Genomic DNA, 12857 nt, shown 5'->3' on the forward strand with positions numbered 1-12857 from the left:
TCAGATTTCAACATTTTTGTGATGTTAGTCACAAAAATATAACGATCCGATAAGTGAAACACGCCGTGGAACGAAATACCTGATACGCAGTTGGAAGGTCAGCGCATCAGGTGAGGGAATACACTACGAGGTCGTGTCAGGTGGGATAGTGATAAATATTGTGATCGAACCACTGTTCGCCAATCTTCTCGGCATCTTTCTCGATGTGATGAAAGTGGAAACCAAGCCGTTGCGCGACAGCATTACTGCGCGTGTTGGCGGTTGAAGCTCTAATGACGCAGCGCTCAACGAGATTCGCATCGGTATAGGCGGCTATTAGTGTACTGACGGCCTGAGAAACGATGCCTTTACCTTCAAAGGCTTCGGCGATCCAGTAGCCGATGACGCCTTCTTTATCCTGAATCGTGTTGAAGGAGACGATGCCAGCCAGCGCATCGTCCCAGCGGATAACATATACGGCGGACGTTTTGTCGAAGAATGCCTTCCGGTTGCCGCGAATCGTTTCACGGGTGTCATCGACGTTCTTGACGGAATCCGGCCAGGGTAACGTTCGCCGCAGACGGGCTTTTTCCTGCTGGATCAAGGCGAAGAGCGCATCGGCATCGCGCTCTTCCTGTATCGTCAGACGCAAGTGTGGTGGATGCCGCAGTTCATACAGATCATCGATCACGGACATATCAGCAAATGGTTTTTCCATAAAATCCCTCCCGTTACCCCTGCAAGGTACCGTCAACGATCGTGACGCTGTGTCCGCCGACCCAGGGTTCATCGTTCAGGTAAGTGACGGTAATGCGGCCATCGCAGTTCAGCATCGTGCCCTGTCGTGCAAGGTAGCTGAGTGGCGCGGTGACGTTATTGGTGGCGTGCTGCTGGCGAAGCAGCGCAGCCAGACAGGCGTTGGCACTGCCGGTGACCGGATCTTCTTTGAGATGGCCGCATTCAATGTAGAGTGCGCGAACTTCATAATCGGTTGGCGTCGCGTTATCGTGCGGGCCGTAGATGGCAATGCCATTAGTCTGGCTGAGGTTTTGTACGGCTAAGAGCGCGTCTGCATCCGGTGTGATGTTCAGGCAGGTGTCGGCGCTATCGACACGAATCACCAGCCAGCGAATGCCCATATGTACTGCGGTGGGCGGGTAGCGGTTATCGATAGCAGCACGATCCAAACCTGTAATACCCAGCGTTTTTTCCAGCAGTGGCATGTGCTCGTCACCGAACGGAACCATAGTGGCCTGTGGAGCGTGAAAAGCCAGACTCCCATCATCATGGATAGTAATCGGGACTAAGCCAACGCCGCATTGTTGTACCAACTGGCCTGGGGACTTCGGGCGCAAGCCTTCTTCCAGCAGGGCATGTGCGGTGCCTAACGTAGGATGTCCGGCAAAGGGCATTTCCGACTCTGGCGTAAAAATGCGTACGTGGTAATCCGCCAGAGGGTCGGTGGCTGGCAGGACAAACGTGGTTTCTGACAGGTTTGTCCAACGCGCGATATCCTGCATTTGCGCATCGGTTAGCCCATTCGCTTCCAGAATGACGGCAAGCGGATTTCCCTTGAAAGGCTGTTGGGTAAAAACGTCAACCTGTTTGAAACGACGTACTATCGGCATCGCATTTCTCTCCTGTATGCGCTATCGCTTAAATATCACTCAAAACTAACCGCGATCCTATCGCGCGCTTGTGGCATAATGCGCGCCAAATCACATTCCGACTCGAGTATAAGTGCTGTGTTAAGTACCAACAATATCACCATGCAGTTCGGCAGCAAGCCGTTGTTTGAAAACATTTCCGTTAAATTTGGCGGCGGTAACCGTTACGGTTTGATTGGCGCAAATGGCTGCGGTAAATCCACATTCATGAAGATTCTCGGTGGCGATCTGGTGCCGAGCGCCGGTAACGTCTTCCTCGATCCTAATGAACGACTGGGTAAACTGCGTCAGGATCAGTTCGCTTTTGAAAAATACAGCGTGCTGGATACCGTCATCATGGGCCACGGGGAGCTGTGGGCGGTAAAAGAAGAACGCGATCGCATCTACGCATTGGCTGAAATGAGCGAAGAGGACGGTTATAAAGTTGCCGATCTGGAAGTGCAATACGGTGAGATGGAGGGTTACAGCGCAGAATCTCGTGCCGGTGAACTGTTGCTGGGCGTAGGGATTCCGGTTGAGCAGCACTATGGTTTGATGAGTGAGATTGCGCCGGGCTGGAAACTGCGTGTTCTGTTGGCGCAGGCGTTGTTTGCCGATCCTGATATCCTGCTGCTCGACGAACCGACCAACAACCTGGATATCGATACGATCCGTTGGTTGGAACAAGTGCTGAACGAGCGTAACAGCACCATGATCATCATTTCGCATGACCGTCACTTCCTGAATATGGTGTGTACGCACATGGCGGATCTGGACTACGGCGAACTGCGTATTTATCCCGGTAACTACGATGAATACATGACGGCCGCGACGCAGGCTCGTGAGCGTCTACTGGCCGATAACGCCAAGAAGAAAGCGCAAATTTCCGAACTGCAATCGTTCGTTAGCCGCTTTAGCGCCAACGCTTCTAAATCCAAACAGGCGACATCACGTGCACGCCAGATTGATAAAATCCAGTTGGATGAAGTAAAAGCGTCCAGCCGTCAAAACCCGTTTATCCGTTTCGATCAGGATAAGAAACTGTTCCGTAATGCGCTGGAAGTGGAAGCGTTGAGCAAAGGTTTTGACAACGGTCCGCTCTTCAACAAGCTGAACCTGATGGTCGAAGTCGGTGAGAAAGTCGCTATTCTGGGTACCAACGGTATCGGTAAAACGACGCTGTTAAAAACGCTGGTCGGCGATCTTCAGCCAGACAGCGGTACGGTGAAATGGTCTGAAAATGCAAAAATCGGTTACTACGCGCAGGATCACGAATACGAGTTCGACGAGACGCTGACCGTTTTTGACTGGATGAGCCAGTGGAAACAGGAAAAAGATGACGAACAAGCCGTACGCAGCGTGCTGGGTCGTTTGCTGTTCAGTCAGGATGATATTAAGAAGAAAGTGAAGGTGTTATCCGGTGGTGAAAAAGGCCGCATGCTGTTCGGTAAACTGATGATGCAGCGTCCTAACATTCTGGTCATGGATGAACCGACTAACCACTTGGATATGGAATCTATCGAATCGCTGAACATGGCGCTGGATATGTATGAAGGGACGCTGCTGTTCGTTTCTCATGACCGTGAGTTTGTTAGCTCACTAGCGACCCGTGTTCTGGAAATTACGCCAAATAAAGTGATCGATTTCACCGGTAACTATGAAGATTACCTGCGCAGCCAGGGTATTCAGTAAGTCCTATACCGACTTTCAGGCCTACATTATGGCCTGAAGGTCGGCTATTTTTCTTTCTTTTCCTTTATTTCGTTCTCTCTGTGCGCGGTTTATTTCTTTTCGCTGATGTCATCGGACGGAAGTATTCTTCGATCCTGCCTGTATTTATTACTCAAATTAACGAACTTTAATAAACGCTGTTTTTTTTTCGTACTTGTTAAAAAAACAAAGAGGGATAGACCGTAACCCTATGAAATAAAATAGCGATACGGTTTTTCGGCATGATTTTCAGTTTGCACAAAAGAAAACAGTTTGTTAATCCCTGTCGCTATTTTGCTGTATTCACATTCAGCCCCTTCATTTACGTTTTCTCCTCGTTGCCAAATAAAAATAATTATCATTTAATTTATTTTATTGATTATTTGGGGGCCGTTAATGAACATCGATTTGACGCCGTATTATGCCGAGCCCGGTGAGCAGCCTTTTAGCGCCCGACGTATGGCCATGCCTTGGCGCAACCATGTGCCACTTTCTCCAGAACAGATTCCGGTCGGTTGGCAGGCGCTGAAGCAGCACACCGTGCCTGCGCGTAAACGACTGCTCTACCTGCACATTCCTTTTTGCGCCACGCACTGCACGTTCTGCGGTTTTTATCAAAACAAGCTGCGTGATGACTGCACGGCGACCTATACCCGTTATCTGTTGCAGGAGCTGGCGATGGAGGCGGACAGCCCGCTTCACCAGTCTGCGCCCATTCATGCGGTGTATTTTGGTGGTGGCACGCCAACGGCGCTGGCAGCCGATGAGCTGTCGCAGATCATTCGTGCGATCTGCACCTCTCTGCCGCTGGCACCGGACTGTGAAATCACAGTAGAAGGGCGGGCGATGGATTTTGACGATGAGCGGATCGATGCCTGTCTGGATGCGGGAGCGAACCGCTTCTCCATCGGTATTCAGACGTTTGATACCCGTATTCGTCAGCGTATGGCGCGTACCTCAGATAAACAGCAGTCAATCCGCTTCCTTGAACGTCTGTGTGAGCGCGACAGAGCTGCCGTGGTGTGCGATCTGATGTTTGGCCTGCCGGAACAAACGCCGGAAATCTGGCGCGAAGATCTGGCTATCGTCAGTGATTTACCGTTAGACGGCGTCGATCTGTATGCGCTCAATCTGTTACCAACCACGCCGCTGGCGAAAGCGGCTGAAAACCAGCGTGTCGCATTGCCTGATGTGGTTGCCCGCCGTGATTTTTATCGGACTGGCGCGGCATTTCTGGCTGACGCTGGCTGGCATCAACTGAGCAACAGCCACTGGGCGCGCACCACGCGCGAACGCAATCTGTACAACCTGCTGATTAAACAAGGCGCGGACTGTCTGGCAATGGGAAGCGGCGCGGGTGGCAACATAAACGGGCAAGCCTACATGATGGAACGCAGCCTGGAACGCTATTATCAGCAGATCGATCAGGGGCAAAAACCGATCATGATGATGACGCCAGCCAGTCCGACTGGGCCATGGCAGCATCAGCTTCAGGCGGGAATTGAAGTGGGCCGCATCACGCTACCTCAGTTGACTCCACATGCCAGTGAACTTCAGCCGTTACTTAGCCAGTGGCATCAGGCTGGGCTGACCTGTGACGATTCCACCTGTCTGCGCCTGACCAACGATGGTCGCTTCTGGGCAAACAACCTGATGCAGGCATTACAACAAATTATCCCTCAGCTTAATGCCGAAGCGCATGCACACTAACCGGAGACGAAACGATGACCATGACACTGCATGAATTACTGGCAACCAACCCTGATGGCACACTGGAAGAGATTGCCGGAAAGTACAATACCTCGCTGTTTGCCGTGGTTGAGGCTTTGCCTACGGCACAGCGTACCGTAGTGGTGGGCGATCGTTTCGATCAGGTATGGGACACAATAGCGACCTGGGGGGAAGTGACCCTAATCAGCCACACGGCGGACGCGATTCTGGAATTTAAGAGTGAGCTGCCAACCGGTACACATCGCCACGGTTACTTTAACCTACGTGGCAAAAATGGCCTGAGCGGGCATATCCGTGCAACGAGCTGTCAGCACATTGCGTTTATTGAGCGTAAGTTCATGGGGATGGACACGGCGTCCGTGGTGTTCTTTAATGCCAGCGGTGCGGCGATGTTTAAAATCTTCCTTGGACGAGACAGCCACCGCCAGCTGTTGAGCGCTCAGGTTGAGGCGTTTCGCACGTTGGCGAGTGAATTACAACCGGAGCAAGTATGACGTGGTTACTTTTCGGCGCGGGCAATGGGGTCGGCGCCTGCTTATTACAACGTGCGATTGAGTGTGAACAGGCGGTCGTACTCGTATTACGTAATCCTGAACAGGCCAAACACTGGCGTGAGCAGGGAATGACGGTAGTGGAAGGCGATGCCTGCGAGCCGGAAACGGTCGCGGAAGCCTGTCGTGTGGCGGGGCCTTCTGCCATTGTGGTATCGACAATGGGCGGCGGCACGGTAAATTATCAGGGGCACCGCACGGTGATCGATGGTGCCGAACAGGCAGGCATCAAACGTATGCTGCTGGTGACGTCACTGGGCTGCGGCGATAGCTGGCCGCTGTTGTCGCCCCGCGCCAGAGCCGCGTTTGGTTTTGCAGTACGTGAGAAGTCGCTGGCAGAAAGCTGGTTGCAGAGTAGTTCGTTGGATCACTGTATCGTTCGTCCCGGTGGCTTGCTGGATGTGGTCGCAACGTACAATGCAAAACTGACTCAAGGCACTGCCACGCTGGGGCTGGTGTCACGTTGGGATGTGGCGCTGGCAGTTGATCAACTGCTACAACAGCCTGTTTTTGGCAATCAGATCTATAATCTGATCGATCCCGATCTCACCCTGCCTGCCATTCCGTAATCACTACGACGCCGTAATCTAATGCTGTCGGGATAATCTCTCTCGGCAGTAGACAAACTGTTATAGTCAATCTATCGAAAACTGTATCTGTTATCTCTTATATGGCTATGTTCTAATCGACGCCAGCAGTGTTGTATTCCTTAAGCATGATGGTGACGACGATGGACGAAGTAAAACGCCTTCTTACCGAAGAGATCGAACGCATTAACCGGGAAGAAAAACGCGACAATAAAATACGTTTCAGCCGTAAATTCATGCAGTCTCACCCTTATTTGTTTACTGCGATGCTGTTGAGCTACGTGCCGGTCGCGCTCATCCTCTTTTATGCCTCTTATTTTGGTTTACCGTATCTGATCGGTTTTACCGTTTTCCTGCTAGTGATGACGCTGGCACTGTCGATGGATATTAATCCAACCTATCGCTTTGAAGACATCGACACGCTGGATTTACGCGTGTGCTATAACGGCGAGTGGTTTACAATCCGCCATGTGTCACAGGACACGCTGGATAAGCTGCTACGCAATGAGCAGGTACCGTCCACGGTGAAAGCAGGGATAGAAAAAATTCAGCGTACGAAAGGCGATGTAGATTTCTATGACGTTTTCTCATTGGCCTATCGCCAACAGCCTTCCCGTTAGCAGGCTCTTTCTGCCCTCAAACCGCTCCATTTCACGATGATAAAATAATGCGCAGGTTTTTCTCCCATGCGCAGATTTTCATGGTGGCTGGTTTTCATTGAATCACAATGCTACGTTCGTATAAGCAGCGAGCGCCGCATTCTTGTGGTTTTTCAGACCGATGGTTTTTCAGGTTGATGGTTTTTCAAATACGGGCAGAACAGGACGATGAGCGAAAAAGTATTGCTGGTGATTCAGTTGGGCCAACCGCCGGAAGGCATTGCGTCTCAGGTTGGGCAACAAGGGAAGTGGTTTGCTGATGCAGTACAGGGAAATTCACAGCCGATACAGGTGGTGCGCCCCGATCGTGGCGAGTCGCTGCCACCGTTTGATACGCTGGCGGCGGTGGTGATCTCCGGTTCGTGGTCGATGGTCACGGATCGGCTGGACTGGAGTGAATACACCGCAGGCTGGCTGCGTGAAGCCTATTACGCGGAGATTCCGCTGCTGGGCGTGTGCTATGGGCATCAATTGCTGGCCGATGCGCTGGGCGGCAAAGTAGGGGATAACCCGAACGGCAAGGAAGTCGGTGTTCAGGTTGTGACAACGAATGAAGCTGCTGCACAAGACCCATTACTGCGTGATTATCCGCCGCAGTTCGGCGCTTATCTGACCCACCAGCAATCCGTGCTGGAAGCGCCTGAAGGGGCACAGGTACTGGCGAGCTCAGAGATGGACGGCTGCCAGATTATCCGCTATAGCGAGAAAGTGTTGACCGTGCAGTTCCACCCAGAATTTAGCACGGACATTATGCTGACGTGTCTGCGCCATAATGAAACGGCGCTGCGGCAGGGCGGCTGGGATGTCGATCGGCTGATGGATATCCCACAAGAACCGGTCTGGGCGCGCAAGATCCTGCTGGATTTTGTACAACGCTACGCGGCGAAATAGCCCTCGAGCAACGCGTTATGCGCGATAAAACGTCCTTCTCGATCGTCACTCGCTGGTGATGATCGAGCCAATAATCATGACAGCTTCACCCACCAAAACTGTAGCGCTATGGCAAAGTTTGAACAGCTCGCTCACCAGATCCGTGAGCAACTTCAGGAAGGGATTTGGCAGCCGGGCGACAAACTGCCCTCGCTGCGGGAGAAATCACTGCATTCGGGTATGAGCCTGATGACCGTGCTGCACGCCTATCAACTGCTGGAAAGTCAGGGGCTGATTGTGTCGCGTCCACAGTCGGGTTATTACGCTGCGCCACAGCTGTCCGCACTACCTGCGGACAGCCTGCACTCGCCCGTGGGGCAGGAACGTGTACAGCTTACCGAAGATGTGGACGTCAATGCGTTCATTTTTGATGTGCTTCAGGCCAGCAAAGATCCGGCAGTGATGCCGTTCGGATCGGCGTTTCCCGATCCACAGCTCTTCCCACAGCGCCAGTTGACGCGCTCGTTGGCCTCGGTGGCGCGTCATATGCAGCCACACAGCGCGCTGGATAACTTGCCACCGGGTAATGAAAGCCTGAGGAAGAACATCGCTCAGCGCTATGCGTTGCAGGGGATTGCTGTCTCGCCCGACGAGATTGTGATTACGGCGGGGGCGATGGAATCCCTTAATCTCAGCCTTCAGGTGCTGACGGAGCCGGGCGATTACGTGGTGATTGAGTCTCCGGCGTTTTACGGCGCGCTACAGGCGATTGAACGCCTTAAACTCAAGGCGATTGCGATTGCAACCGATCCGCAACAGGGCATCGATCTTGACGCGTTGCAGCAGGCGCTGAACGACTATCCGATCAAAGCCTGCTGGCTGATGACCAATTTTCATAACCCGCTTGGCTGCACGTTGTCTTGGGAGAAGAAGCAACGGCTGGTGGCGATGCTGGAAAAACACGGCGTCGGGCTGGTAGAAGATGATGTTTACAGCGAGCTATACACAGGACTGCAACGCCCGCTGCCCGCAAAAGCGTTAGATAAAAAAGGCACGATTTTGCACTGCTCCTCGTTTTCTAAAAATCTGGTCGCAGGGTTCCGCATCGGCTGGGTGGCGGCAGGGAGCTATGCAGGTAGCATTCAGCGTTTACAGCTGATGAGCACACTATCAACCAGCGCGCCTATGCAATTGGCGATTGCGGATTATCTGGCGACCAGCAGTTATGACAGCCATCTGCGCCGCTTGCGACGGTCGCTGGAGCAGCGCAAACACGCGGCGTTACAGTCACTACGTCGGCACTTTCCGGGCGACGTCCTCATTAATCATTCCCAAGGCGGCTATTTTCTCTGGCTGGAACTGCCTGAAGGCGTCAGCAGCACCGAGCTATACCGCCGCGCGTTGGAGCGAGGCGTCAGCATTGCGCCGGGGAAAATGTTCACGACCGGCGACAAATACGATCGCTATTTCCGCTTCAACGCTTCCTATGAATGGGACGAACGCTGTGAACAAAGCGTGATCGTATTGGCAGCACTGATTCGGTCACAGATAAGCGAGCGTTTGGCCCGATCACCCCTTTAGAGGTGTGGAGATGTGTGCCGCTTTTCTGTTACTGTGCCGTCATGGTGGAAGGTGGCGGCATCGATGGTGGAAAACAGCCATAACCTTGCCGGAAATCAGAAAGTCGCTAGCCACGATGCGTATAATTCCGACTAAAGCTGAGCGATACCCGAATGCTGATCATTTAAGCTCGTTTTTAGGGGAAACACAGGGGGAGGTTCCCGCAGGGAGGCCTCACCCCTGTGGTCGCCCCGTGTATCTCGATCTTTAAGCGATTGGCATTAGCTATTATACCCGGACCGCGCTGTCGGCCTTCCTGCACCCCGAAATCTATCGGATAGACAACGTAAACAAGACAACGTAAACAACAGGAAAAATCCCCCTGATGAGTATTCGCATTGTTCCTCAGGAACAGTTAGAACAGAACGAAAAATCGATGCCGGAAGGGAATATTCCTCCGCTGCTTTTTGCCAATCTGAAAAGCCTGTACAGCAGCCGCGCGGAGCGTCTGCGTCAGTTAGCTGAAGATCACCCGCTGGGGGATTACCTCACTTTCGCCGCAGGCGTAGTGGAAGCCCAACAGAAGGTATTGCACGATCATCCGTTGCGGCTTGACCTGAGTGAGGTGCTGAAACAGTCTGGCGATCGTCCGCCGCTTGATATCGCAGTATTCCCGCGTGATGCACACTGGCACACGCTGCTGCGCGCGCTGATTGAAGAATTGAAACCGGATGCTAGCGGACAGGTATTATCCACGCTGGAGAATCTGGAAAAAGCCTCGGAGCAGGAGCTGGAAGAACAGGCAACGGCGCTGCTGCAACATGAGTTTCGTGCTGAAAACAATGATAAAGCTCCGTTCATCTGGGCGGCGCTGTCGCTGTTTTGGGCACAGATGGCAAGCCTGCTGCCCGGTAAAGCGCGTGCCGTACCCGGCGAACATCGCCAGTTCTGCCCCGTGTGCGGCAGTATTCCGGTCTCGGGCGTGGTGCAGTTAGGTACATCCAGCGGGCTGCGTTATCTGCACTGTAATCTGTGCGAGAGTGAATGGCACATGGTGCGGGTGAAATGCAGTAACTGTGAAGAGTCGAGCGAACTCAATTACTGGTCGCTGGATAGTGAAAACTCCGCCATCAAAGCGGAAAGCTGCGGCCACTGCGGCACGTATCTGAAATTGCTATATCAGGAAAAAGATCACCGTGTGGAAGCCGTTGCCGACGATTTGGCGTCACTGGTGTTGGATGTGAAAATGGAGGAAGAAGGTTTTTCTCGCAGTAGCATCAACCCCTTCCTGTTCCCGGAAAGTTCGATCGAATAACCCATCTCATCGGTGAAGCGCGTTTGGGCTTCACCATCTTTCTTTTCAAAAAAACTTTCTTTTCAGAAAACCTTTCTTTTCATAAAAGAGTCAAGAAAACCGGCGCTTACCATACACCGCTGAAATGCAGCAGCAAGACCAGTGCGGTGAGCACTATTGACGACGATGTGAGCACGATCAATCCCTGGCTGGCGCGTGATAGCACCGATTGGCAACAGGCATTAAAACGGTAGCGCAAAATCGCCAGCACCGACATCAGCGCCGCAACGCACAAGAGCAGAATGGCGCAGGCAAACACCGCACGGCTGTCATCCACCATGCTCAGACGAAAACACAACAGGCTGTTGATCAGCATCACAAACAGCGTGCGTGACCAGGCCATGCCGGTTCGCTGCGGTTGTAATCCCGGATCGCGTGTGGTTTCCATGCGTTACCCGAGCAGAATCATCGCGGCAAGCGCGATGGCAATGAGGGTGATAAACAGCGTCACGATCAGCAGCATCGGCGTATATGGCATATCGCTTTCCTGACGCATGGCTTTCTCATTGCTGACCCAGCGACGATAGGCCAGAGCGCCGAGCAGCGCGGCGCAGACGACCAGCAGTAGAGCCAGCCCCTGACGCAACAGCGGATCGATATGGACGGTGAATTGATCGATACCCACAGCACCAGCAAGAAACGCCAGCGCGGTGCGAATCCACGCCAGAAAGGTGCGCTCATTCGCTAATGAAAAACGGTAGTCTGGGGTTTTCCCCTGACTCCACCACGGTATTTTGTCCTGTCTGGGTGTTGTCATGTTGTCGTCTGATTTCAGGTTGAAGGGGGCATCTGATTGGGCGCAGCGTCTGCATTCTAGCGCCCTTGGCGGGTTTCGTCTGCCCTGATGATGGTATCAGCGACAATTGTTTCAGCGATGCTGTTTCAGCGATGCTGTTTCAGCAAAGAATGATGAAGCGCCCAGTGAGGCGCTTCGTTTTCTCAGGAAGCGTCTTTGCCCGCTTCATGGTTCTCCACCGCTAACGCGGTGACCAGCGCGAACGCGCAGGCCAGTAGCGTGCCGAGTATCCAGGCGAAATACCACATTCTCTTTCTCCTCAAGTCGTTAGTAAACGGAATGCTTATTGGCTTCGATGTAGCGGGCATCAATGCGGCCAAACATTTTGTAATAACACCAACTGGTATAAAGCAGGATGGTGGGAACAAAAATACAGGCCAGAATGGTCATCACCTGAAGCGTAAGCTGGCTGGAGGTGGCATCCCAGATAGTCAGGCTGACGTTAGGCGCGAAGCTGGAAGGCATAATGAACGGGAACAGCGTAATCCCTGCCGTCAGAATCACGCAGACAATCGTTAATGACGAGGTTAGAAAACCCCAGCCGCAGCGGTTCAGGCGCGAGAAGAGCACGGTGAACCACGGTAAAATCACGCCCAGTGCGGGGATCGTCCACAGCGCAGGATGTGCCGTAAAATTGGCTAACCAGGCGCCAGCTTGCTGCACCACTTCTTTATGCAGCGGATTAGACGGTGCGGATTTATCCATAGTAGAGGTAATCATGTAGCCGTCGATGCCCGTCTGTACCCAGAAGCCTGCCAGTAAGAAGGTGAGGCTCATCAGCACGCTGGCGATGAGGACCGTTTTTTGCGCGCGGCGCTGAAGGACGTCTGTGGTGCGCATTTGCAGGTAAATGGCGCCGTGTGCGACGATCATGGCGATACTCACAACACCCGCCAGCAACCCGAACGGGTTTAACAGGCCAAACAATCCACCGTGGTAGGTGAGACGCAAATACATATCGACACTCAGCGGCACGCCCTGCAACAGGTTCCCGAAGGCGACGCCGAACACCAGCGTGGGGACGAAACTGCCGATGAAAATGCCCCAGTCCCACATATTGCGCCAGCGGTGGTTTTCCAGTTTGGAACGGTAATCAAAGCCCACTGGGCGGAAAAACAGGGCAGCCAGCACCAGAATCATCGCGAAATAGAAACCGGAAAAGGCGGCGGCATAGACCATTGGCCAGGCGGCGAACAGCGCGCCCGCGCCGGTGATGAGCCAGACCTGATTGCCGTCCCAGTGCGGGGCAATGACGTTAATCATCAGCCGCCGCTCGGTATCGTTTTTGCCCAGCAGACGCAGCAGAATACCTACGCCCATGTCAAAGCCGTCGGTGATGGCGAAGCCAATGAACAACAGGCCAATCAATCCCCACCAAATCAGGCGTAGTGTTTCATAATCCAGCATTATTAAG

Annotated in this window: 14 protein-coding genes; 8 read left to right on the forward strand and 6 right to left on the reverse strand. The window is 53.1% G+C overall.

All coding sequences use genetic code 11. The features are described 5' to 3' along the window. Positions 1-136 precede the first annotated feature (136 nt). The gene (locus tag H0247_RS07385) at positions 137-697 is read right to left on the reverse strand and encodes a GNAT family N-acetyltransferase (protein ID WP_180741959.1); all 561 of its coding nucleotides are present in this window, start codon (positions 695-697) and stop codon (positions 137-139) included. A gap of 13 nt (positions 698-710) precedes the next feature. Next, complete coding sequence (locus tag H0247_RS07390; RefSeq protein ID WP_180741960.1) at positions 711-1607, reverse strand: PhzF family phenazine biosynthesis protein; 897 nt, start codon at positions 1605-1607, stop codon at positions 711-713. Between the two features lie 117 nt (positions 1608-1724). Between H0247_RS07390 and H0247_RS07395 the strand changes: the two genes are divergently transcribed. The 8 genes from H0247_RS07395 to fdhE all read left to right on the forward strand — a co-directional run bounded on the left by H0247_RS07395 (position 1725) and on the right by fdhE (position 10608). Beyond that, a complete protein-coding gene (locus tag H0247_RS07395) occupies positions 1725-3317 on the forward strand; it encodes an ABC-F family ATPase (protein ID WP_180741961.1) in 1593 nt (530 codons plus the stop codon). 414 nt (positions 3318-3731) lie between these two features. After that, on the forward strand, positions 3732-5045 hold the full coding sequence (hutW, locus tag H0247_RS07400; RefSeq protein WP_180741962.1) for a heme anaerobic degradation radical SAM methyltransferase ChuW/HutW: 1314 nt from the start codon (positions 3732-3734) through the stop codon (positions 5043-5045). 14 nt (positions 5046-5059) lie between these two features. Continuing rightward, positions 5060-5560 carry a heme utilization cystosolic carrier protein HutX gene (gene hutX / locus H0247_RS07405; protein ID WP_180741963.1) on the forward strand — a complete coding sequence of 167 codons (501 nt, stop codon included), beginning with the start codon at positions 5060-5062 and terminating at the stop codon, positions 5558-5560. After that, on the forward strand, positions 5557-6186 hold the full coding sequence (locus H0247_RS07410) for an NAD(P)H-binding protein (RefSeq protein WP_180741964.1): 630 nt from the start codon (positions 5557-5559) through the stop codon (positions 6184-6186). The genes hutX and H0247_RS07410 overlap by 4 nt, the downstream gene beginning before the upstream one ends. Positions 6187-6347: 161 nt before the next feature. Further along, positions 6348-6824, forward strand: coding sequence for a YlaC family protein (locus H0247_RS07415; protein ID WP_255433892.1), 477 nt, complete (start codon positions 6348-6350; stop codon positions 6822-6824). Positions 6825-7031: 207 nt separating this feature from the next. Beyond that, the gene (locus H0247_RS07420) at positions 7032-7754 is read left to right on the forward strand and encodes a glutamine amidotransferase (RefSeq protein WP_180741965.1); all 723 of its coding nucleotides are present in this window, start codon (positions 7032-7034) and stop codon (positions 7752-7754) included. Between the two features lie 108 nt (positions 7755-7862). Next, positions 7863-9314, forward strand: a complete 1452-nt coding sequence (locus H0247_RS07425; protein ID WP_180741966.1) for a PLP-dependent aminotransferase family protein — start codon at positions 7863-7865, stop codon at positions 9312-9314. Positions 9315-9678: 364 nt separating this feature from the next. Then, positions 9679-10608, forward strand: coding sequence for a formate dehydrogenase accessory protein FdhE (gene fdhE / locus H0247_RS07430; RefSeq protein WP_180741967.1), 930 nt, complete (start codon positions 9679-9681; stop codon positions 10606-10608). A 106-nt stretch (positions 10609-10714) separates the two neighbouring features. Here fdhE and H0247_RS07435 read toward each other — a convergent pair whose 3' ends face one another. From H0247_RS07435 to cydB, 4 genes are all read right to left on the reverse strand, one after another. Further along, positions 10715-11035, reverse strand: a complete 321-nt coding sequence (locus H0247_RS07435) for a DUF202 domain-containing protein (RefSeq protein ID WP_180741968.1) — start codon at positions 11033-11035, stop codon at positions 10715-10717. A 3-nt stretch (positions 11036-11038) separates the two neighbouring features. After that, the gene (locus H0247_RS07440; protein WP_180741969.1) at positions 11039-11404 is read right to left on the reverse strand and encodes a YidH family protein; all 366 of its coding nucleotides are present in this window, start codon (positions 11402-11404) and stop codon (positions 11039-11041) included. A gap of 182 nt (positions 11405-11586) precedes the next feature. Then, complete coding sequence (cydX, locus tag H0247_RS07445) at positions 11587-11691, reverse strand: cytochrome bd-I oxidase subunit CydX (RefSeq protein ID WP_010278781.1); 105 nt, start codon at positions 11689-11691, stop codon at positions 11587-11589. 19 nt (positions 11692-11710) lie between these two features. Beyond that, positions 11711-12850, reverse strand: coding sequence for a cytochrome d ubiquinol oxidase subunit II (cydB, locus tag H0247_RS07450; RefSeq protein WP_180741970.1), 1140 nt, complete (start codon positions 12848-12850; stop codon positions 11711-11713). Positions 12851-12857: the final 7 nt, after the last annotated feature.

The organism is Pectobacterium sp. CFBP8739 (genome assembly GCF_013449375.1).
GTDB lineage: Bacteria > Pseudomonadota > Gammaproteobacteria > Enterobacterales > Enterobacteriaceae > Pectobacterium.

Bases quoted from the DNA above. Each gene is read 5' to 3' on its own strand.
- H0247_RS07385 (WP_180741959.1), bottom strand. From the start codon at position 697: ATGGAAAAACCATTTGCTGATATGTCCGTGATCGATGATCTGTATGAA.
- H0247_RS07390 (WP_180741960.1), bottom strand. From the start codon at position 1,607: ATGCCGATAGTACGTCGTTTCAAACAGGTTGACGTTTTTACCCAACAG.
- hutW (WP_180741962.1), top strand. From the start codon at position 3,732: ATGAACATCGATTTGACGCCGTATTATGCCGAGCCCGGTGAGCAGCCT.
- hutX (WP_180741963.1), top strand. From the start codon at position 5,060: ATGACCATGACACTGCATGAATTACTGGCAACCAACCCTGATGGCACA.
- H0247_RS07410 (WP_180741964.1), top strand. From the start codon at position 5,557: ATGACGTGGTTACTTTTCGGCGCGGGCAATGGGGTCGGCGCCTGCTTA.
- H0247_RS07415 (WP_255433892.1), top strand. From the start codon at position 6,348: ATGGACGAAGTAAAACGCCTTCTTACCGAAGAGATCGAACGCATTAAC.
- H0247_RS07420 (WP_180741965.1), top strand. From the start codon at position 7,032: ATGAGCGAAAAAGTATTGCTGGTGATTCAGTTGGGCCAACCGCCGGAA.
- H0247_RS07425 (WP_180741966.1), top strand. From the start codon at position 7,863: ATGGCAAAGTTTGAACAGCTCGCTCACCAGATCCGTGAGCAACTTCAG.
- fdhE (WP_180741967.1), top strand. From the start codon at position 9,679: ATGAGTATTCGCATTGTTCCTCAGGAACAGTTAGAACAGAACGAAAAA.
- H0247_RS07435 (WP_180741968.1), bottom strand. From the start codon at position 11,035: ATGGAAACCACACGCGATCCGGGATTACAACCGCAGCGAACCGGCATG.
- H0247_RS07440 (WP_180741969.1), bottom strand. From the start codon at position 11,404: ATGACAACACCCAGACAGGACAAAATACCGTGGTGGAGTCAGGGGAAA.
- cydX (WP_010278781.1), bottom strand. From the start codon at position 11,691: ATGTGGTATTTCGCCTGGATACTCGGCACGCTACTGGCCTGCGCGTTC.
- cydB (WP_180741970.1), bottom strand. From the start codon at position 12,850: ATGCTGGATTATGAAACACTACGCCTGATTTGGTGGGGATTGATTGGC.